The 20,754-nt window shown below is 35.7% G+C and carries 21 protein-coding genes and 1 pseudogene; all 22 read left to right on the forward strand.

All coding sequences use genetic code 11. The features are described from left to right. The first annotated feature begins 12 nt into the window (after positions 1-12). Entirely contained in the window at positions 13-1,308 is a 1,296-nt protein-coding gene (locus ACWZFG_RS00815; RefSeq protein WP_418627136.1) for a bifunctional folylpolyglutamate synthase/dihydrofolate synthase, read from the forward strand. Positions 1,309-1,399: 91 nt separating this feature from the next. Further along, positions 1,400-2,629 carry an O-antigen ligase family protein gene (locus tag ACWZFG_RS00820; RefSeq protein ID WP_418627137.1) on the forward strand — a complete coding sequence of 410 codons (1,230 nt, stop codon included), beginning with the start codon at positions 1,400-1,402 and terminating at the stop codon, positions 2,627-2,629. Positions 2,630-2,713: 84 nt separating this feature from the next. Beyond that, complete coding sequence (locus tag ACWZFG_RS00825) at positions 2,714-3,349, forward strand: redox-sensing transcriptional repressor Rex (protein ID WP_147667699.1); 636 nt, start codon at positions 2,714-2,716, stop codon at positions 3,347-3,349. Positions 3,350-3,713: 364 nt separating this feature from the next. After that, entirely contained in the window at positions 3,714-5,219 is a 1,506-nt protein-coding gene (locus ACWZFG_RS00830; RefSeq protein WP_177505195.1) for an acetyl-CoA hydrolase/transferase family protein, read from the forward strand. Positions 5,220-5,240: 21 nt separating this feature from the next. Beyond that, positions 5,241-6,887 carry an acyl-CoA mutase large subunit family protein gene (locus ACWZFG_RS00835; RefSeq protein ID WP_177505194.1) on the forward strand — a complete coding sequence of 549 codons (1,647 nt, stop codon included), beginning with the start codon at positions 5,241-5,243 and terminating at the stop codon, positions 6,885-6,887. 26 nt (positions 6,888-6,913) lie between these two features. Beyond that, on the forward strand, positions 6,914-7,306 hold the full coding sequence (locus ACWZFG_RS00840) for a cobalamin B12-binding domain-containing protein (RefSeq protein ID WP_147667702.1): 393 nt from the start codon (positions 6,914-6,916) through the stop codon (positions 7,304-7,306). A 63-nt stretch (positions 7,307-7,369) separates the two neighbouring features. Further along, positions 7,370-8,311 carry a methylmalonyl Co-A mutase-associated GTPase MeaB gene (gene meaB, locus ACWZFG_RS00845; RefSeq protein ID WP_455576911.1) on the forward strand — a complete coding sequence of 314 codons (942 nt, stop codon included), beginning with the start codon at positions 7,370-7,372 and terminating at the stop codon, positions 8,309-8,311. A gap of 53 nt (positions 8,312-8,364) precedes the next feature. Beyond that, on the forward strand, positions 8,365-8,778 hold the full coding sequence (gene mce, locus ACWZFG_RS00850) for a methylmalonyl-CoA epimerase (RefSeq protein ID WP_147667704.1): 414 nt from the start codon (positions 8,365-8,367) through the stop codon (positions 8,776-8,778). Positions 8,779-8,811: 33 nt separating this feature from the next. After that, positions 8,812-10,341, forward strand: coding sequence for a methylmalonyl-CoA decarboxylase subunit alpha (mmdA, locus tag ACWZFG_RS00855; RefSeq protein ID WP_147667705.1), 1,530 nt, complete (start codon positions 8,812-8,814; stop codon positions 10,339-10,341). Positions 10,342-10,355: 14 nt separating this feature from the next. Beyond that, positions 10,356-10,505: a hypothetical protein gene (locus ACWZFG_RS00860; protein WP_177505192.1), complete on the forward strand. Its 150-nt coding sequence runs from the start codon at positions 10,356-10,358 to the stop codon at positions 10,503-10,505. Between the two features lie 39 nt (positions 10,506-10,544). After that, the gene (locus tag ACWZFG_RS00865) at positions 10,545-10,688 is read left to right on the forward strand and encodes a hypothetical protein (protein WP_177505191.1); all 144 of its coding nucleotides are present in this window, start codon (positions 10,545-10,547) and stop codon (positions 10,686-10,688) included. Between the two features lie 34 nt (positions 10,689-10,722). Next, positions 10,723-11,100: a biotin/lipoyl-containing protein gene (locus ACWZFG_RS00870; RefSeq protein WP_147667706.1), complete on the forward strand. Its 378-nt coding sequence runs from the start codon at positions 10,723-10,725 to the stop codon at positions 11,098-11,100. 445 nt (positions 11,101-11,545) lie between these two features. Then, on the forward strand, positions 11,546-12,898 hold the full coding sequence (gene nhaA / locus ACWZFG_RS00875; RefSeq protein WP_177505190.1) for a Na+/H+ antiporter NhaA: 1,353 nt from the start codon (positions 11,546-11,548) through the stop codon (positions 12,896-12,898). Positions 12,899-13,177: 279 nt separating this feature from the next. Then, positions 13,178-13,666: an MFS transporter gene (locus ACWZFG_RS00880; RefSeq protein ID WP_455576912.1), complete on the forward strand. Its 489-nt coding sequence runs from the start codon at positions 13,178-13,180 to the stop codon at positions 13,664-13,666. A 326-nt stretch (positions 13,667-13,992) separates the two neighbouring features. Continuing rightward, entirely contained in the window at positions 13,993-15,279 is a 1,287-nt protein-coding gene (locus ACWZFG_RS00885) for an SLC13 family permease (RefSeq protein ID WP_455576913.1), read from the forward strand. Positions 15,280-15,673: 394 nt separating this feature from the next. Further along, positions 15,674-16,189, forward strand: a pseudogene (locus ACWZFG_RS00890) (methyl-accepting chemotaxis protein); the annotation flags it as partial. Positions 16,190-16,645: 456 nt separating this feature from the next. Further along, complete coding sequence (locus ACWZFG_RS00895; RefSeq protein WP_455576914.1) at positions 16,646-16,909, forward strand: DUF4321 domain-containing protein; 264 nt, start codon at positions 16,646-16,648, stop codon at positions 16,907-16,909. 30 nt (positions 16,910-16,939) lie between these two features. Then, entirely contained in the window at positions 16,940-17,503 is a 564-nt protein-coding gene (locus tag ACWZFG_RS00900) for a Maf family protein (protein ID WP_455576915.1), read from the forward strand. Next, on the forward strand, positions 17,500-18,192 hold the full coding sequence (radC, locus tag ACWZFG_RS00905) for a RadC family protein (RefSeq protein WP_309320629.1): 693 nt from the start codon (positions 17,500-17,502) through the stop codon (positions 18,190-18,192). The genes ACWZFG_RS00900 and radC overlap by 4 nt, the downstream gene beginning before the upstream one ends. 49 nt (positions 18,193-18,241) lie before the next feature. Continuing rightward, positions 18,242-19,276 (forward strand): rod shape-determining protein, encoded by a 1,035-nt coding sequence (locus tag ACWZFG_RS00910; protein ID WP_147667713.1) that lies wholly within the window; start codon positions 18,242-18,244, stop codon positions 19,274-19,276. Then, positions 19,273-20,178, forward strand: a complete 906-nt coding sequence (gene mreC / locus ACWZFG_RS00915; RefSeq protein WP_177505186.1) for a rod shape-determining protein MreC — start codon at positions 19,273-19,275, stop codon at positions 20,176-20,178. Before ACWZFG_RS00910 ends, mreC begins: the two co-directional genes overlap by 4 nt. After that, a complete protein-coding gene (mreD, locus tag ACWZFG_RS00920; RefSeq protein WP_147667715.1) occupies positions 20,175-20,663 on the forward strand; it encodes a rod shape-determining protein MreD in 489 nt (162 codons plus the stop codon). The genes mreC and mreD overlap by 4 nt, the downstream gene beginning before the upstream one ends. Positions 20,664-20,754 lie beyond the last annotated feature (91 nt).

Raw genomic sequence — 20,754 nt, forward strand, 5'->3', positions numbered from 1 at the left:
GGACTGAAAAAAGTGAATTATCAAGAAGCTTTAGCGTATTTAGATAGTTTGAATACTTTCGGGATTAAATTAGGTTTAGTAAGAATCACGCGTTTATTGAAACTATTAGAGAATCCGCAGAATAAGTATAAAACGATTCACGTCACCGGTACGAATGGAAAAGGTTCTACAACGGCAATGATTACTTCTATTTTAACGAATGCGAAAATCAAGACGGGGATGTATACATCTCCGCATCTTGTTTCGTATACTGAACGCATGCAAATAGATGGAAGCTATATCAGTGAAAATGAATTTGCTGATTGCATTAGGATTGTGAAAGAAAAAGTTGAAGAAATGATTACAGAAGGAGAAGAAAATCCAACGCAGTTTGAAGTCATTACAGCGGCGGCTTTTTTTTACTTTGCCAAAATGCAGGTAGAATATGCAGTGATTGAAGTTGGATTAGGAGGACTTTTAGATTCAACGAATGTGATTATTCCAGAAGTATCTGTAATTACAAATGTTACTTTAGAACATGCGGAGCGGTGTGGTGGAACTTTAGAAGGTGTAGCAGAGCATAAAGCTGGAATTATCAAAGATGGAGTTCCTGTGGTAACTGCAGCAAAGGGAATTGCTTTAGAAATCATTCAAGAAAAAGCAAGAGAAAAAAATTCAGATGTATTTGTTGCAGGTGAAGACTTTACGAGTGAGTTTAAAAGTTTTGCAACGAATAAGCAATGCCTTACTTTTAACTCTGGAATGGTAGGTGTATCGTCTACGTATTGTTTGGGTGTACTCGGCGAACATCAAATTGAAAATAGTTCGATTGCAATTATGACAGCTTTAATTTTAGCGACAAATGAAAAGCGAATTACGAGCGAAGGGATGCAAAAGTCTTTATCAGAGGTAAGTTGGGCTGGACGTTTTGAAGTTATGCAGCAAGAGAATGAACAAATTATGATTATTGATGGCGCGCATAACAACGCAGGGGCAGAAGTTTTAAGAAGAAATTTAGATAAATATTTTCCTCATGCAGAAATAGTGTTTCTATTAGGAATTCTTGAAGATAAAGATGTTAGCGGGATTATTCATCATCTTATTCATGAAGAGAATGTAGTCGTTGTGACAAAGCCGGATTCAAATCGTGCGGCTGCACCAAAGAAAGTTGCGGAGATGATTTTTGCCAAACAGGTAGAAGCAATTGAAGATATTGACGACGCTTTAAAAAGAGCAAAAGAGCTTGCCGCAAATGGAAAGATATTGTGCGTAGCAGGATCGTTGTATTTAATTGGTGTGGTTAGATCTCTTTTAATACAACAAGAATAATTTTTGTTTTTCTTCCTATGTGAATTTTGATTCTTTTCAATTTGCATAGGAAGAAAAATTATCTAAAATAAAATTATAAATAGGTGAGTTTGTGCAAAATATAAGTGTTGAAAATAAAAAAGAAATGTATCTTGATTGGATGATACAAAAATCTATTTTAGCATTAGGGTTCTTTTTGGTATTATCCCCAATGCTGACTACAATTTTTTTGCTTATCGGTTCAAGTGCTTGGCTTATCAAACTTTTTTTGATAAAAGAGTGTAATTTTAAGCGCACTATTTTTGATATTCCTATTGCGTGCTTTGCTGGGTTTGGAGCGATTTCTGTTTTTGCATCGTTAGATACAGGGTTTAGTTTCTATAATTTTTATAATTTAATGGGACAATATGTATTAGTGTATTATTTATTTGTTCAAAATATTTCTACGATGAAGCAGATAAAACAATTAATTATAGCTATGTTAATCGCTGGTATAGGAGCAGTTGGTTATGGATTTTATCAATATATACATGGAATAGACATTACGAGTATGTTATGGGTGGATGGAGATCAATTCCCAGAGTTAAAAACGAGAGTGTTTTCAACGATGCAGAATCCTAATATTTTTGCGGGGTATCTACTTGTTATGCTATCCATGTTTTTTGGTGTGTTTACAAAAGTGAGCTCGCAAAAAATTAAGAGCAGTATGGCTATTTTATTTATTTTATTTTTTGCTTGTCTTACACTGACTTATTGTCGTGGAGCTATTTTAAGCTTGGCACTTGTACTGGCTTTTTACGGTATCATAAAAAACAAAAGGTTATTTTTCATGATGATAGTTGCGGGTTTAATAGTAGCCGTCTTTGATACAAGCATTACCGAACGAATTATGTCTGCTTTTAATGCAGACGACAGTTCCTCGCAAATGCGGATGGCGATGTGGGAAAGTACGGTCGCGATGATTATTGAGCATCCGATTTTTGGTGTTGGTTGGGGTTCCTACTTTATGGTGTATCCATATTATGATTTTTTTATTAATAATCCCGATGTTTTAATTGTTCACGCGCATAATATGTACCTTAATATTGCGGCTGAAATAGGATTACTTGGCTTTATGGCTTTTTGCTCTGTTTTATTTGGTGCAATGCATATGGCTTTTTCTAAACCGCAAATAAGGGAAAGTCAATTATTAAATGGCCTTATGCTGGGCTTTGGTTTAGCTTTAGCCTGTATTGCAGTGAATGGATTTACAGATTATGTTTTATTTAATATTGAATTATCAATGCTATTTTGGATAATTAATGCGTTTATTGTGATTATTCATCGTGAACGACTGGATTAATATTTTTTATTTATTGCAGGTTTTTATTTTAGAATTTAAAATAGTAGTGGAGATAGAATCGATTATTGTAAGGAGGCTTGGCAGTTGAGACAGAAAGTTGTAATTTCAAAGGCTACAATTGACCGCCTGCCATTGTATTTTAGAACGTTAAGGGTAACGAAAGAAGAAGGACGAGAAATTATTTCTTCTGAGGAGCTCGGAAGACGATTAGGAATTACGCCGGAACAGATACGGAAAGATTTGGCTTCTTTTGGACAGTTCGGAAAAAAAGGTGTGGGATATTATGTTCATGAATTAATGCGCAATATTGGTGAAATACTAGGATTAGATAACAATTGGAATATTGCTGTCGTTGGTATTGGACATCTAGGTGCAGCATTAGCTAATTATCAAAATTTTATTACTTTGGGATTTAACCTAATGGCGTTGTTTGATGCAGATGAAGATGTTGTAGGAACAATTGTAAATAAGGTAAAAGTCGATCATATCAACGATGTCAACCAAGTAGTAAAAGAACGCAATATTCATATTGGGGTAATTGCTGTTCCAGCACCATTTGCACAAGAGGTAGCAGATAAGCTAGTGACTGCTGGCGTGACTGGGATATGGAATTTTGCACCGAGAAAAATTGTTGTTCCAGAACATATTTGTATAGTGAATGAAGATTTATCTGTGGGTCTTAGTAATCTCTCTTATCATATAACAAGAAAATTACTGTAAATGAAGGATTTTTGATAAATTTTTTGCAGGATTTTGTAGGATGATAGAGAAATAATATTATTACAGTTAGTTTGAACAAAATTTCACAAGATAATCGGGAATTTAAGAGAAATACCGTCAAGAATAAGCTATATCTATCTTGACGGTATTGTTGCTTAGTGGTATGCTTGTGTTTGGAATTATAACTAACTGATATTGCTGGATTAGTATTTTTTATGCTAGTGGTGGCAAAATCTCATATGCGTACGATTTAAAGAGGTGAGTCTATAGCTTTATTTCTTAAAATGTAGCAGGAGAATCAGATTTTTATAAGTAATGAAATGGCCAATTTTTTTTGTTGACCTACCAAGGAGGAAATTTTTCGATGATTGATATTCGCGATCGCGTGCGTAACCAAGCACTTCAAGCAAAGATCGTTAGTGCAGAAGAAGCGGCAGCTTTTATTAAGCCTGACATGAACATTGGTGTTAGTGGTTTTACGCCTGCAGGATATCCAAAAGCAGTTCCTTTAGCTTTAGCTAAAAGAATGGAAACAGAACCTTTTAGTGTTAACTTATGGACAGGTGCATCCGTTGGGAAAGAATTAGACGGTGCATTGGCAAAAGTCGGCGGTATTAAAAGACGTATGCCTTATCAATCCAACAAGGATTTACGTGCTGGTATTAACGGCGGCAAAATTGAATATTGTGATCTTCACTTGAGTGAATCAGCACAGTTTGCTCGTTATGGTTTTATGGGTGGTAAAATTGACGTAGCTATCGTTGAAGTTTGTGCAATTACCGAAGAAGGACATCTTATTCCTACCACTTCAATGGGGAATACTGCTTCTTATGTTCAAAGTGCTGATGTAGTTATTGTTGAAGTAAATACAACTCAACCATTAGAATTGGAAGGTATGCATGATGTATATGTTCCACTTGATCCACCACATCGTTTACCAATTCCAGTTGTAAAAGTAAACGACCGCATTGGTACTACATATATTCCGTGTGGTGTGGATAAAATAAAATACATTGTTCCTTGTGACATTACAGATGACGTTCGTCCATTTGCGCCATTAGATGAAAATTCACATAGAATGTCTGAACATATTTTAAAATTCTTCAAAGACGAAATTAAAGCTGGTCGTATGCCGAAAAACTTATTACCTCTTCAATCTGGTGTAGGTAATGTGGCCAATGCGGTAATCAGTGGTTTCGTTGATTCTGATTTTACTGATCTTGAAGTTTATACAGAAGTAATCCAAGATGGTATGTTTGACTTAGCGGATGCGGGAAAATTAAAATTTGCTTCCGGTACATCTTTCTCTCCATCTCCAGACGGATTGAGACGCTTCTATGAAAATATAAAAGACTATCGTCAAAAAATGATGCTTAGACCACAGGAAATTGCTAATAGTCCAGAAGTGGCTCGTCGCATTGGAATCATTGCGATGAATACGGCAATTGAATTTGATATATATGGTAACGTAAATTCTACACATATCATGGGTTCTAAAATGATGAATGGTATTGGTGGTTCCGGAGATTTTGCACGTAATGCTTACTTGACTTGCTTCTTTAGCACATCAACAGCAAAAGACGGTGCTATTTCTTCAATCGTTCCTATGTGCTCTCATGTTGATCATACTGAACATGATACAGATATTTTCGTTACTGAAATCGGTCTTGCTGACGTTCGTGGATTAAGTCCTAGAGAACGTGCACGCAAAATTATCAACAATTGTGCTCATCCTGACTACCGTCCAATGTTGCTTGATTATTTAGAGAGAGCTGAAAAAGCCACAAAACAAGCACATACGCCACATATTATCAATGAAGCGTTATCTTGGCACAGTAGATTTATGGAAACAGGTACAATGAAGAAATAAAGCAAGGAGGAATTATTAATAATGAGCAATGAAAATTTAAAAGCTAAACTGGCTGAATATGATGCCAAAGTAGAAAAAGCGACTGCAAAATTCCCAGAACGTGCGAACTTACCGGAGCAACGTTTATACACTCCACTTGATGTAGAAGGTACTGACTATACAAGTGAAATTGGGTTCCCTGGATCCTATCCTTTCACACGTGGTGTACAACCTACAATGTATCGTGGCCGTTTCTGGACAATGCGTATGTATGCTGGTTTCTCAACTGCTGAAGAATCCAACAAACGTTACCGTTACTTAATCGAATCAGGTGCTACAGGACTTTCTTGTGCATTTGACTTACCAACACAAATTGGTTATGATTCCGATGATGAAATCTCTACAGGTGAAGTTGGTAAAGTAGGGGTTGCGATCGACTCCTTAGCTGATATGGAAATCCTTTTCGATCAAATCGATTTAGGAAAAGTTTCCACTTCTATGACAATCAATGCACCAGCTTCAGTATTACTTGCAATGTATATTGCGGTAGCTGAAAAACAAGGTGTATCTGCTGATAAATTAAAAGGTACAATCCAAAATGATATTCTTAAAGAATATGCAGCACGTGGAACTTATATTTTCCCACCAAAACCTTCCATGCGTTTAATTACAAATATTTTTGAATACTGCTCTAAAAATGTTCCTAACTGGAATACAATTTCTATTTCCGGTTACCACATTCGTGAAGCTGGTTCAACTGCATCTCAAGAAATCGCATTTACAATTGCTGATGGTATTGCATATGCAGAAGCTGCAATTAAAGCTGGCTTAGACGTTGATGCATTTGCAGGTCGTTTATCCTTCTTCTGGAATGCACATAACAATGTATTAGAAGAAGTTGCAAAATTCCGTGCTTCCCGTCGCGTATGGGCAAAAGTGATGAAAGAACGTTTTGGTGCGAAAAATCCAAAATCTTGGATGCTTCGTGTGCATACACAAACAGCTGGTTCTATGTTAACTGCACAACAACCAAACAATAATATCGTTCGTGTTGCTCTTCAAACAGCTGCTGCTGTTATGGGTGGTACGCAATCTCTTCACACAAATTCCCGTGATGAAGCATTAGCTCTTCCTACAGAAGATTCCGTAATGGTTGCACTTCGTACACAACAAATTGTTGCTTATGAAAGTGGTCTTGCTGACGTTATCGATCCATTAGCAGGTTCTTACTATGTAGAAGCTTTAACCAACAAAATTGAAAAAGAAGCTTGGGAATACATCAACAAAATTGATGAAATTGGTGGCGCTGTTGAAGCAATTGAAAAAGGTTATATCCAAAAAGAAATTCAAGACAGTGCTTACAAATGGCAAATGGATGTTGAATCCGGTGCAAAAGTTATCGTTGGTGTTAATAAATTCCAAGTGGAAGAAAAACCAGTTGAAGGCTTACTTCGCGTAGATGCTTCTGTTGGTGAAAAGCAAAAAGCTAAATTAACAAAAATGAAAGCTGAACGTGATAATGCGGCAGTACAAGCTGCTCTTGCTGATCTTGAAAAAGCTTGTCAAGATGAGCATGAAAATCTTATGCCACATATCTTAGCAGCTGTTAAAACATATGCTACACTTGGTGAAATTTGTGGAGTTATGCGTAAAGTATTCGGTGAATATGAAGCGCATGTAAACCTATAATAGCGAGAGTTGGAGGGATAAATACAATGGAAAAACGTATTAGAGTATTAGTAGCAAAACCAGGTCTTGACGGCCATGACCGTGGAGCTAAAGTTGTAGCCCGCGCTCTTCGCGACGCTGGTTTCGAAGTAGTATACACAGGTCTTCGTCAAACACCTGAACAAATAGCAGAAGCAGCACTTCAAGAGGACGTAAATGTAGTTGCAATGAGCATTCTTTCAGGAGCTCATCCTCATTTATTCCCTAAAGTTGTTAATTTAGTAAAAGAAAAAGGCATGGAAGACGTACTAGTTATCGGTGGTGGCGTTATTCCTGATGCTGATATTCCAGCACTTAAAGAAGCTGGCGTTGCTGAAGTATTCACTCCAGGAACTCCAACAAGTGCAATTGTTGACTTTATCAAAGCTAATGTAAAATAAATTGCAGTGGATGATGTGCCTCATTTTATATGAGGCACATATACCATAAGGTGGTGCGATTCAATGGATATAGCTAAGGAAGTAATCAAGGGTTCTCGGCTCGCGTTATCACGAGCAATTACTGCAGTGGAAAATGAATACGACAATGCAGTAAGTATTATGCAGGAGTTATATCCGCATACAGGCAGAGCTTTAGTCATTGGTATTACAGGTCCGCCAGGTGCCGGCAAAAGTACATTGACTGATAAGCTTGCAAAAGCATGTCGTCGTCAAGGAAAAACTGTCGGGATTATCGCTGTAGATCCAACCAGTCCGTTTTCGGGTGGCGCGATTTTAGGCGATCGTATCCGTATGAATGAATTAACTTTAGATCAAGGTGTGTTTATTCGTAGTATGGGTACACGTGGAAGCCTTGGTGGCTTATCACGCAAAACTGCTGATGCAGTAAAAATTATGGATGCTTCGGGAAAAGATGTAATCTTTATTGAAACTGTTGGTGTTGGACAGTCTGAAGTAGATATTGTAAGTGCAGCTGATACAACGTTAGTTGTTTTAGTACCGGGTTTAGGCGACGATATTCAAGCCATTAAAGCTGGTATTTTAGAGATTGGTGATGTATTTGCAATTAATAAAGCAGACCGTGAAGGTGCAGATCGTTTAAACATTGAAATCAACATGATGCTTGACTTAGATTCGGATAAAAAACCAGATTGGCGTCCGCCAATAAAACAAACCGTAGCTAGCCAAGATAAAGGAATTGAGGAACTTTTAGCAACGATTTATGAGCATTTTGAACATCTAAAATCAACGGGGAAACTAACCGAGCGTCGTAGAGAACGTACGAAAAATGAGCTTTTATCAATGTTAAAAGCGGATATAGGTCGTTATGTATTACACAAAATTACTGAAAATGGTCAATTTGATCAATTAATCGGTGAGGTAGAAAGTCGAAAAAATGACCCTTACACTATTGTAGCAAATTTATTAAAAGATATGTTAAAATAGAACTAGGAACATGACTTTTGTCGTGTAATATGTAGATGAAGGAGGATATATATATGTTTGAAGTTAACAGAGTTGATCATATTGGTATTGCAGTAACTAATTTAGAAGAAGCAAAAAAATTCTATACTGAAATGCTTGGCATGAAAGCCACTGGTGAAGAAGTAGTTGAAGAACAAAAAGTAAAAGTTTGCTTTATCCCTACTGGTGATAGCGAATTAGAACTTTTAGAATCAACTTCCCCAGATGGTCCTATTGCAAAATACATTGAAAAAAATGGTGGCAGAAACGGTATTCAACACGTTGCTTTACGTGTTGATAATATCGAACAAGCGATTGCCGATTTAATGGCAAAAGGTGTTCGCATGATTGATGAAAAACCTCGTTATGGTGCTGGCGGATCTAGCATTGCGTTTGTTCATCCAAAAGCTACTGGCGGCGTTTTAGTAGAATTATGCCAACGCAAATAGTTTACAAACAGCAGATTTTGTAGGAGGTACAAAATGTCTACAGTTCAAGAAAAAATTGAGCTTATGAAAGCTAAACAAGAAAAGATTAAACTTGGTGGCGGCGAAGCTCGTATTGCAAAACAACATGAAAAAGGTAAATTGACAGCACGTGAACGTATTGAATTATTTTTCGATGAAGGTACTTTCGTTGAATTAGATCAATTCGTTACACATCGTTGCACAAACTTTGGCATGGAGAAAAAATCTCTTCCTGGTGAAGGTGTTGTTACAGGTTACGGTACAGTAAATGGCCGTCTTGTATATGCATTTGCACAGGATTTCACTGTTGAGGGTGGATCTCTTGGTGAAATGCATGCAGCAAAAATTTGTAAAGTATTAGACTTGTCACTTAAAATGGGTGCTCCAGTTATTGGTATCAATGATTCCGGCGGAGCTCGTATTCAAGAAGCCGTTGATGCATTAGGCGGTTACGGTAAAATCTTCTTGAAAAATACATTAGCTTCTGGTGTTGTTCCACAAATTTCTGTAATTATGGGACCTTGCGCTGGTGGTGCAGTATATTCCCCAGCTTTAACTGATTTTATCTACATGGTTAAAAATACAAGTCAAATGTTTATCACTGGTCCAGCAGTTATTAAATCTGTTACGGCAGAAGAAGTTACAGCTGAACAACTTGGTGGTGCAATGACTCATAACTCTACTTCTGGTGTAGCTCATTTTGCTGCTGAAAATGAAGAAGACTGTATCGAACAAATTCGTTACTTATTAAGCTTCTTACCAAGCAATAACCTTGAAGATGCTCCAATTGTAGAAACAAATGACGATCCATCCCGCATGGATGAAAGCTTAAATACATTGCTTCCTGATAACCCTAACATGCCTTATGACATGAAAGATGTTATTACTTCACTTGTTGATAATGGTGAGTTCTACGAAGTACATGAACATTATGCGAAAAACATCATTACATGTTTTGCTCGTTTTGGTGGTAAATCCGTTGGTATTATCGCTAACCAACCAGCTGTAATGGCAGGTTGCTTAGACGTTAATGCTTCCGATAAATCAGCACGTTTTATTCGTTTCTGTGATGCGTTTAATATTCCTATCGTAAATCTTGTTGACGTACCAGGCTTCTTGCCAGGAACAGACCAAGAATACGGCGGTATTATTCGTCACGGTGCAAAAATGCTTTATGCTTATTCCGAAGCTACCGTACCAAAAATTACAGTAATTACTCGTAAAGCGTATGGCGGTTCTTATTTAGCAATGTGTTCACAAGATTTAGGTGCTGACCAAGTATTTGCTTGGCCTACTGCTGAAATTGCGGTTATGGGACCTGCTGGTGCTGCAAACATTATTTTCCGTAAAGATCCTGATGTTGCAGCAAAAACTGCTGAATACATTGAAGAATTTGCAACTCCTTATAAAGCTGCTGAACGCGGTTTTGTTGATATGGTTATTGAGCCTATGGAGACTAGACCTCGTATTATCACTGCTTTAAATATGTTGGCTAGTAAACGTGAAGCACGTCCTGCTAAAAAACATGGTAACATTCCACTATAAGGAGAAGTTGACTAATGAAAATTGATGCTAAAAATATTAGTCCTGAAGTTGTCGCTGCTATTTCCGCAGCGGTAAATATGATGGTTGGTAATAAAGTTGTCGCTATTAGCATAAAACGTAGCGATGCTTGGGTTATGGCTGGCCGTCAAAAATTAATGAACTAAGTGTCATTAATGAAAGTTTCTCGTACTGGAGGAATATCAATGCGTAATTTTAAAGTTAGAGTTGAAGGTACAGAGTTTGAACTTGAGGTGGAAGAGGAAAAATCCGTTCCGTTAGTGATTCTTCATGGAGATCATCATGCTTGGGTTGAAGCCGGACACAAAAATTTAATGAATTCGCATTAAAATTAAGATTTTATCGTTGTGGAGGAATAAAAAAGTGAAAAAGTTTAATATTAAAGTTAATGGTAACGCATACGAAGTTGAAATCGAAGAAGTAAAAGCTGCTCCAGCTGTGAAAGTTGCTGCAAAACCTGCTGCTGCACCTGCAAAACCTGCTGCAAAACCTGCTGCTGCACCTGCACCTGCTGTTGTTGGTGCTGGCGATACAGCTATCAATGCACCAATGCCTGGTAAAATTGTAAAATTAGTGGCTGAAGCTGGTAAAGCTGTAAAAAAAGGCGATGTAGTTTTAATTCTTGAAGCTATGAAAATGCAAAATGAAATCTCCGCTCCAGTTGATGGTACTTTAAAATCTATTAATGTAGCTGCTGGTCAATCTGTAAAACCAGGTGAAGTTTTAGCTGTTATCGGTTAATTCGCTTGAATTTGAAAGAAGCCTGCACATGTGTTGTGTAGGCTTCTTTAATAGAATAAGAAAAATTTTTGGAGGAGCCTGTTCATTACAGGCTCCTTTTTAGTATTTTGATAGTAAATTTTTAGAAGTTTTGTATATAATAAAGAGTAGATGCAGATTAGGGGGCGTATAAATCATTTTCATTAATGTAGGCAGGGAAATGATTTATTCTTGTCGGAAAAGTTTCATTTTATTGTATCTTTTTCTACTTATATTCTCTATTGAAATATTTCTGTGTATTTAGAGATAAATTAAAATATATGTATATAACCACGTAGTTAATCCTGTTTAAGAATGGAGAAAATTATGATGAGGAGTTTTGAGTTAGTATAGCTAAAGTGATTATTTTAAATTATAAAATGAAATTTATTAATGAATTGTGATTTTGAAGAAAGAGGTGTATTTTTTGAGCGAAAAAAGAAAAAATTCAACTAAGTTTAAGCATGTGAAACGGGTGCTGGTATATCCACTTAAAAAGTTTGTACAAACGAATTCTCTAAGTGGAAACTTACTACTATTAGCGTTAGTTATGGGGTTAGTGTGGGCTAACTCTGACTATCAACATCAATATCATATATTATGGCATGAAACATACGCAGGAATAACCCTAGGAGAATATTCTTTAAATATGAATCTTCATCATTGGATAAATGATGGATTGATGACAATATTCTTTTTCTTAGTAGGTCTTGAAATTAAACGTGAGTTATTAGTTGGAGAATTGTCTGTAGCACGTAAGGCACTTTTTCCAGTAGCTGCTGCTTTTGGTGGCATGATGGCTCCAGCAATTGTATTTTTACTTTTTCAAAGTGCTGGTTCCGAAACCATCCGTGGTTGGGCGATTCCTACCGCTACAGATATTGCGTTTGCAATAGGAATATTATCTTTATTAGGGAATAGAGTTCCTATTGCATTAAAAGTTTTTTTGACTGCCTTGGCAATTGTTGATGATATAGGTGCTATTTTACTTATTGGAATATTTTATTCAGCTGCTCCAAGCTGGGGGTATTTATCACTTGCGATAATTATAGTAGCTATTATGTTTTGTTTAAACCGTGCAGGTGTTAGAAATTTACTTTTTTATCAAATTTTATCGGTTATATTATGGTTTGTCGTTCTGTCTTCTGGTGTACATGCAACTTTAGCCGGTGTCGTGGCGGCATTTACGATACCAGTACAAGGAAAAATTTCAAAAAAATCGGCAGCGAAAAAGAGTTCGAAGTTAGCTGACCAATTAAACGATTTAAGTACTTCCTCAAAAGAAGTTCTGGGTGATGCTATGTATCATTCAGTTTTATCTCAAATGTCAAACTTATACAAACAGGCGGGGACACCTTTGCAAAGAATGGAGCACAGGATTCATTCTTTAGTTTCCTATTTTATTTTACCTTTATTTGCTTTAGCTAATAGTGGTATCACGATAGATCCAAAAATGATAGGTGGCGTGTTGGATGCTTTATCTTTAGGAATTATTTTTGGACTGTGTATCGGAAAGCCAATAGGTATTGTGACTATATGTTGGGTATTAGAAAAGTTGAATTTTGCTGAGAGACCAGATAATATATCTTGGCAGCAATTATGGGCAAGCGGATGCTTTGCTGGAATAGGTTTTACAATGTCTATTTTTATAGCTGGACTAGCTTTTGACAACGCTTTTTTCTTAAATCAATCTAAATTATCAATTATAATTGCATCGTTCTTTTCGACAATTTTAGGAACAGTCTTATTATTGAGTTCAAAAGATAAAGTGGAGAGTTGATAAGGAAAACAAAAGATAGATTTAGAAAAATTAAAATAAATTGATGAATGATAAAAACGATTTAAAACAATAGATGGATAAGAGAATCACTCCTGCTATTATGTTAATTCTATACATAATAGCAGGAGTGATTCTTTTATTTTTATATATTTCTGGTACTTGTCGACAATAGATTCAGATGAAGTCTAACTGGTCACTATAATTTAAATGGAGGCAAAGATGAAAAAATAATAAAAAAGAATTATTTTCCAAAACCATATCTAAGTTTTTTCTTTATTAATGCTCCTTAATGGGATTGCTCCTATTTTAAGTCCTGTTCTTGGTGGGCAATTGCTAAAAGTTACGGATTGGTCAGGAATATTTGTTGTTTTAAGTGCGATAAGTATATTCATTTTTATCCTTGTTTGGGTTGGAGTCAAAGAATCTTTGCCTAAGGAAAGTCGAAAAAGTGGCGGGTTAAGTGGGATAATCATTGGTTTTAAAAAGTTGTTGCAAGATCGGAGGTCTACGAGGTATGCTTTATTCATAGCTTTATTATGGGTTTCGTGTATAGGAATCAAAACTACGACAAGCTTTTCTTTAGCTATACAAACAAAACAAGATGCCGCAGGGAGCGCAGCTGGTTTACTTGAAGTTGGTGCATTTGTTTTTGGAGGAGCTGCATCTCCATTGGTTGGGCTTGGTGGTAAAATGAATGCTATGCCGATGGGAATTATTCTGCTTGGTATGAATTTTATTGCGTTTTATATTAATCGAAGGATGAAATAAAGAGAAATTACTTTAATAGGTAGAGATTTACTTAGCTCAATTCTATCTATAGTAATTTCTACTTATTGATGAGAGAAATCGTAAGTTGGATTTGGTTTTGTATAATTTGTTTACTGCATTAGATGAACAGATTAAACATTGGATAAAATAGTATTTTATTATAATGATGTGGAGAATTAGGAAAATGAAATAGATAAATGTTGGAGAAAGTTTTCCTCTGCATTTATCTATTTGTATTTAGTATTTTGTATACATTTTTAAAATTTATGACGAATTATTTATTTTAAGATATAATAAAAACATTACTATGCAACAGGGGGAAAGTAATGGAAAACACAACACTTTTAGCAGGAATTATATTTATCGTCATGTATATGTTTATTGTCTCAGAGAAAGTTCATCGTACTATTGTATCCATGCTTGGTGCTATATTGATGATTTTAACTGGTGTAATTTCGCAGGAAGCAGCTTTACATCATATTGATTTTAATACGCTTGGATTATTGATTGGTATGATGATTATCGTTGCGATTACTGGGCAGACAGGACTTTTTAATTATATCGCAATTTGGTCAGCGAAAAAGGCGGAAGCGAATCCAATGCGAATCCTAATTTACTTAGCAGTGATTACTGCACTTTTTTCCGCGTTTTTAGATAACGTAACAACCGTGTTACTTATGGTTCCCGTCACTATTGGAATTACGAATAAATTACATGTAAATCCCATTCCTTATTTAATTGTGCAAATTATTGCATCAAATATTGGCGGAACCGCTACTTTGATTGGGGATCCTCCTAATATTATGATTGGGAGTGCAGTAAAGGAATTAACCTTTATTTCATTTATTAATAACTTAGCATTGATATCAGCCATTAATTTAGGAGTTGTTTTGGTGATTTTAACTTTTTTGTATCGCAAACAATTGCGTACAACAGATGAATTAAAGGCTGATTTAATGTCATTGAATGAAAAAGCTGAATTAAAAAATAAGTTGTTATTAAAAAAATGCTTGTCGGTTTTATCACTGACAATTTTAGGATTCTTTTTGCATCAGTTGCTTCATGTAGAATCTTCAACAGTCGCTTTAACAGGGGCATTTTTACTTTTATTAATTGCAAGCCGTGACCATAGTTTTATTGAACATGCAATGGAAAAGGTAGAGTGGACGACAATATTTTTTTTCGTGGGTTTGTTTGTTGCAGTTGGCGGATTGATTGAGGTTGGTATTATCAAACAAATTGCTGTATATGGCATAGAAATTACAGGGGGAGACGTAGCAAAGACGTCAATGTTGGTTTTATGGTTAAGTGCAATTGTATCGTCCTTTCTTGATAATATTCCATTTGTTGCAACAATGATTCCGTTAATTCAAGATATGGGGAATATGGGTGTAAGTAATTTGGAACCATTGTGGTGGAGTTTGGCTCTTGGTGCATGTCTTGGTGGTAACGGAACAATTGTTGGAGCAAGTGCGAATCTGATTGTTGCGGGAATGGCTGCAGAGGCAGGACATAATATTTCATTTATGCGATATTTGAAGATAGGATTTCCAATCATGACTTTAACGATTCTTTTATCGACTTTATATATTTATATGCGTTATTTAATATAATCCTAAAAAAGAGTGTGCAAAATTGATTTGCACACTCTTTTTTTAGGATTATATAAGAAAATATTTAAAATTACGTAGAGAAGAGTCTATTTTTCCTATTTATTTATTGTTTTGGTGATGATATTATAAGAAAATAATTTATCTGATAACTAAGGCTAAGACTCCTGCCTTCGATAAGAGGGAGTTATGCCATGGGTACAGGCGATTGGTTAAATTATTAGATAAAGTAAAAATGAGTTTTTATTGGTTTCAAAGGGGAGGGGTTAATTGCTATTAATGAATCTCAAGATATTATTTCTAATAAAACTGAAAATATGGAAAAAGCAATTGAAGCAGGGAAAATTGTAGATAGTATAAAAGTAATGGCGGATACGATTGCAAGTATTGCCCAGCAAACTTACTTGCACTAAATGCTGCAATTGAAGCTGCAAGAGCAGGCGAACAGGGAAGAGGTTTTGCAGTTGTTGCTGAAGAGGTTCGTAAACTTGCAGAGCAATCGTCTAAATCTGTACTTAGTATTCAAGAAACGATTGAAAGAGTACAACATGCATTTAAAAGTAGTATTGATACAGGAAATGGAATACTAGAATTTTTGAATGTTAATGTTCATAAGCAGTTTGATGCTTATGGCGAAACAGGCAAGCTTTATGCTGATGACGCTGAATTTGTAAGTAAAATGTCAGAAGAAATTGCTATGATGTCAGAAGACATTACGAATACTGTTAGCGAAGTTAGTAAGGCTATTCAAGTGATGACGGAAAATACACAAATTTCAAATAGTCATACGAAAACAATTAATGAAAATATGAATGAAACAACAATTGCCCTAGAGAGAGTATCTAATACAGCATCTAAACAATTAGATTTGGCTAAAAAGTTAAATGATATGGTAAGAAAATTCAAAGTATAAGCATATTTTAATTGACAGGTCACATTATAAAATTCTTTCAGCAAAATTTTATCCGATGATTAGGATTCAGATGGAGTAAAAACTTCATCTGAATCAAGTCTATTTTGTTGAAATAGAAGTGTTCCAAGGCTCAGATTATCATCGGATAAATTTTTATAATGTGACTTGTTTTTATTAGCTATAAAATTTTTGTAAAAAGAAGCGGTTTCCAAACTTTTGCGACTTTTTTTAATTGGATAAAGATGATATAATGATACAAGTTATTGGAATCTAGAGGTGATTAAAAAAATAAAAGCTATTTTTCGCTTGAATAAAAGCGAGATTTTTTATTTAACAGAAATTTTTTAGTCGGAGTTTTATAGTCTAGTTTTAACTTTCCTTTGATTTGGTAATGTTAAATGGTAATTAGAAATAAAGTTTTGCAGTAAAACAAGCTGAATAGAGGAGGCTTTGAAAGTGAAGGGGAAATCTTACTTAGCGATGTTTCTTTTTATGGCAGTAGGTGCTGTATGTGGGGGATTATTTGGTGATTTTTTAATTACGATTCCACAACTTGCTGAGATGGTAACTCCATTGAGCAGGCAATATATAGTATTTGATTTTGCACCTGCTACGATGAACTTATATATAATTAAATTATCTTTAAGTTTTTGTTTCCAGCCTAGCTTTTTTAGTCTTATAGGTGCTGGATTGGGCATTTATTTATATAAAAGATTTTAATGAGAAAAAAGTAAAGTAGGAGGTTTCTAAATGATTTTGGCATCTTCATCACCACGCAGGCAAGAACTATTGCAGCAGATTGGTATTAAGTTTGAAGTTATACCTAGTGATTGCGAAGAAATTATGGATGCAGATATTTCCCCAGAGGACTTAGTTATGGGAAACGCATTGAAAAAAGCACGTGATGTAGCGTGTAAATCCTTTTATCGTGATGTTGTTCTAGGGGCAGATACTGTTGTGGCGATTGATAAAAAAATTTTTGGTAAGCCTGCCAGCGAGGAAGAAGCAAAAGAAATGTTATTAACTCTCGCTGGACGTTCTCATGATGTTTATACTGGAATTTCTTTAGTTATAAATAACAAAGAGTATTGTGATTACTTCAAAACAACTGTAAAATTTACAAAGATGTCAGAGAAAGAGATTCTTGATTATATTGCAACTGGGGAACCTTTAGATAAAGCCGGTGCGTATGGAATTCAGGGAAAAGCTGCTCAGTATGTTGAAGAGATTCGAGGTTGTTATTTTAATATTGTTGGATTGCCGTTGGCTCTTTTGAAAAGAATGGCCAATGAGGCAGGGATAGAGCTAAAATGAAAGAACTTATGGTAAGAGACTTACCAGATATGGAACGACCTCGAGAAAAATTGTTATTAAAAGGGGCGCAGTCGCTTAGCGATGCTGAATTACTGGCTATTTTACTACGTACAGGGACAAAAGAAGATTCAGTTATTCGGGTTGCTGAAAAATTATTATCTGTTTATAAAAATGAATCACTAGGTGAGTTTGCAAATTTATCAGTCAATGATTTTTCTAAAATCAAAGGGATTGGTAAAGTAAAGGCAATCACTGTGCTCGCAGCTTTAGAACTTGGGAAGAGGTTAGCTGAAGCGCCATCGATAGAGCGCAAAAAGATTACGTCACCTCAAGATGTTGTTAATTATTTTATGCCGAGATTTCGTTATGAAAAGAAAGAACATTTTATTGTGGTTCTTTTAGATACGAAAAATCATATTTTAGCAACACCTGTTATTTCAGTAGGATGTTTAAACTCATCTATTGTACACCCTCGGGAAGTTTTTCGGGAGGCGATTGTTCATTTTGCAGCGGCGATGATTTTAGTACATAATCATCCAAGCGGTGATCCTACGCCGAGTAAAGAGGATATTCATGTTACTCATAAATTGATAGAAGCAGGCGGATTAATGGATATAAAGGTGATTGATCATATAATTATTGGAGATAACTGTTATATCAGCCTAAAAGAAGAGAGAGTTATAGATTGATACTAGGGTTAATTTTATTGGTTAAATAGTGAAGGGAGCTAATTTGATTATGTGGGATTTGTTTGGTAGTTTTTCAAAGGATATGGGTATCGATCTAGGTACAGCGAATACATTGGTTCATATTAAGGGAAAAGGAATTGTTCTTAGAGAACCATCCGTGGTGGCTATTCAACGTGATACAGGAGAGGTTTTAGCAGTAGGTGAAGAAGCAAAGCAAATGATTGGACGTACCCCTGGAAATATTATTGCAGTGAGACCGTTAAAAGATGGTGTTATTGCAGATTTTGATGTTACGCAAGCAATGCTAAAGTATTTCATTAATAAGTCTATGGATACTAGATCTTTGGTTCGGCCACGTGTTGTAGTAGGTGTTCCTTCTGGGGTGACAGAAGTGGAGAAACGTGCGGTTATTGATGCGACAATGCAAGCTGGAGCGCGTGAAGCTTACTTGATTGAGGAACCAATGGCAGCTGCAATTGGGGCAGGGCTTCCCGTACATGAACCTACTGGAAATATGGTTGTAGATATTGGTGGTGGAACTACGGAAATTGCAGTGATTTCTTTGGGCGGGATTGTAACAAGCCGCTCCATTCGCATTGGCGGTGATGAAATGGATGCGTCTATTGTCCGCTATATTAAGAAACAGTATAATTTAATGATTGGTGAAAGAACTGCAGAGGAAATTAAAATTAATGTTGGAACAGCGATTGTGCCAATGACGGAAGTTAATATGGATATTCGTGGTCGTGATTTGGTAAGCGGATTGCCAAAAACATTAAATATTAAATCTAGTGAAATTCAATTTGCTCTTAGTGAACCAGTACAAAAAATTATTGATGCGGTAAAAAGTACATTGGAAAAAACTCCTCCGGAACTTGCTGCTGATATTATGGATAGAGGCATTATGATGACAGGTGGCGGCGCTTTACTTCGTAAATTAGATCTTTTACTTAGTAAAGAGACAGGGATGCCTGTCCATGTATCAGAGGAAGCTTTATCTTGTGTTGGGGAAGGAACAGGCAGATCACTAGAAAGTATTGAGCTTTTAAAACGCATTGTGATGATGTCTAAAAAATTAAGATGAGTAGAGCAAGAAAAGATTCATATTCTAATAAAAAGATAATTGTTTTATTGACGGTTTTTGTCATTGTCTTTTTATTGATCTTTTCTTCTGCCACAGGAAAGTATCAATTTTTGGCGAGTGAAAAATTAGTAAATACAGTGCTTGCACCATTTCAAAATGTGATGATGCGCATTTCGACATCTCTACATGGAGCAGGTGCTTCGATATGGGAAATTGCTACTGTATATAAACAAAATAAAATGCTAATGTCAGAAAATGAACAGTTAAGGTCTAAGCAAATTGATGCGGATGAAATTTTGGCGGAAAATTATCGTTTACGCAATATGCTTGCTTATAAGCAAGCAACACCACAATTTGATTTGTTACCAGCCAAAATAATTGCACGTGACTCCAGCACATGGACGAAGAGTGTAACAATTAACTGTGGGTCTGCAGATGGTATTGCAAAAGATATGACTGTTATTACAGAGCGTGGATTAGTTGGCAATATCGCAAGTGTGACGAGTAATTCTGCTATTGTACAGTTAATTTTGGATCCTCGCAGTGCTGTTGGAGGTCTGGTACAACGTCCGGAGTCAAGAGTTGCAGGAATTATTGAAGGTAATAATAATCAAGCCATGGCGAAAATGATAAATATTCCGCGTGATGCGGATATCCAACCTTCGGATGTGATTGTTACTTCCGGCTTTGGTGGAGTGTATCCTAAAGGGGTTTGTATTGGGACTGTAGAGCAAGTCATCAATGAAGAGGGTGGTCTGCTTAAATATGCTGTACTATCAACGGCTGTTGATTTTAATAAGTTAGAAGAGGTTTTTGTTATTACAAAAGCACGTGAAATTGTGCCGCTGCCTAGTGCAGTTATGTTGACCAATCAACAACCTGTGGCTGGAGGGGCAAAATGAAACGATTTTTAACTTGGTCAGGAATTATAATAACAGCGTTAATTTTACAATCTACATTTTTTGCAGTTTTTGCTTATAATGGAATAAAGCCGGATTTGTTATTAATTATTGTTATTAGTTCTGCTTTGTTATATGGAAAAGATCATGGAGTTGTAACAGGTTTTTTTGCCGGGTTATTGCAAGATTTATCTACGGGAACTTTTTTTGGTGTGAATACATTTTCAAAGATGTTATTAGGATATGGTTTTGGCATAGCGGAAGAGCATGTTTTTAAAGAAAATGCGTTATTACCAGTGGTAGCAATTTTAATGGGTTCATTTGTAAACACTTTAATGACGATGATTTTTATGCTATTATTAGGTCATAAGGTTGAATTATCTAATGCTATAATTTCAGTTTTGTGTCCAGTTTTAATTTATAATTTGATAATGGCTTTTCCTATTTATAAATTAGTAAATAAAATTGGTACATGGTTAAAAGCATAATTTTTGTTATAAAGAATGCTGCAATTTTGCTAAATAAAGATAAAGACACCTTTTTAGGTGTCTTTTATTTGAATATAGGAGAGAAGAATTG

It is taken from the genome of Anaerosinus sp., from assembly GCF_965318445.1.

Coding starts and splice junctions, on each gene's coding strand:
- ACWZFG_RS00830 (WP_177505195.1), top strand. CDS start 3,714: ATGATTGATATTCGCGATCGCGTGCGTAACCAAGCACTTCAAGCAAAG.
- ACWZFG_RS00835 (WP_177505194.1), top strand. CDS start 5,241: ATGAGCAATGAAAATTTAAAAGCTAAACTGGCTGAATATGATGCCAAA.
- ACWZFG_RS00840 (WP_147667702.1), top strand. CDS start 6,914: ATGGAAAAACGTATTAGAGTATTAGTAGCAAAACCAGGTCTTGACGGC.
- meaB (WP_455576911.1), top strand. CDS start 7,370: ATGGATATAGCTAAGGAAGTAATCAAGGGTTCTCGGCTCGCGTTATCA.
- mce (WP_147667704.1), top strand. CDS start 8,365: ATGTTTGAAGTTAACAGAGTTGATCATATTGGTATTGCAGTAACTAAT.
- mmdA (WP_147667705.1), top strand. CDS start 8,812: ATGTCTACAGTTCAAGAAAAAATTGAGCTTATGAAAGCTAAACAAGAA.
- ACWZFG_RS00860 (WP_177505192.1), top strand. CDS start 10,356: ATGAAAATTGATGCTAAAAATATTAGTCCTGAAGTTGTCGCTGCTATT.
- ACWZFG_RS00865 (WP_177505191.1), top strand. CDS start 10,545: ATGCGTAATTTTAAAGTTAGAGTTGAAGGTACAGAGTTTGAACTTGAG.
- ACWZFG_RS00880 (WP_455576912.1), top strand. CDS start 13,178: ATGCTCCTTAATGGGATTGCTCCTATTTTAAGTCCTGTTCTTGGTGGG.
- ACWZFG_RS00885 (WP_455576913.1), top strand. CDS start 13,993: ATGGAAAACACAACACTTTTAGCAGGAATTATATTTATCGTCATGTAT.
- ACWZFG_RS00900 (WP_455576915.1), top strand. CDS start 16,940: ATGATTTTGGCATCTTCATCACCACGCAGGCAAGAACTATTGCAGCAG.
- radC (WP_309320629.1), top strand. CDS start 17,500: ATGAAAGAACTTATGGTAAGAGACTTACCAGATATGGAACGACCTCGA.
- ACWZFG_RS00910 (WP_147667713.1), top strand. CDS start 18,242: ATGTGGGATTTGTTTGGTAGTTTTTCAAAGGATATGGGTATCGATCTA.
- mreC (WP_177505186.1), top strand. CDS start 19,273: ATGAGTAGAGCAAGAAAAGATTCATATTCTAATAAAAAGATAATTGTT.
- mreD (WP_147667715.1), top strand. CDS start 20,175: ATGAAACGATTTTTAACTTGGTCAGGAATTATAATAACAGCGTTAATT.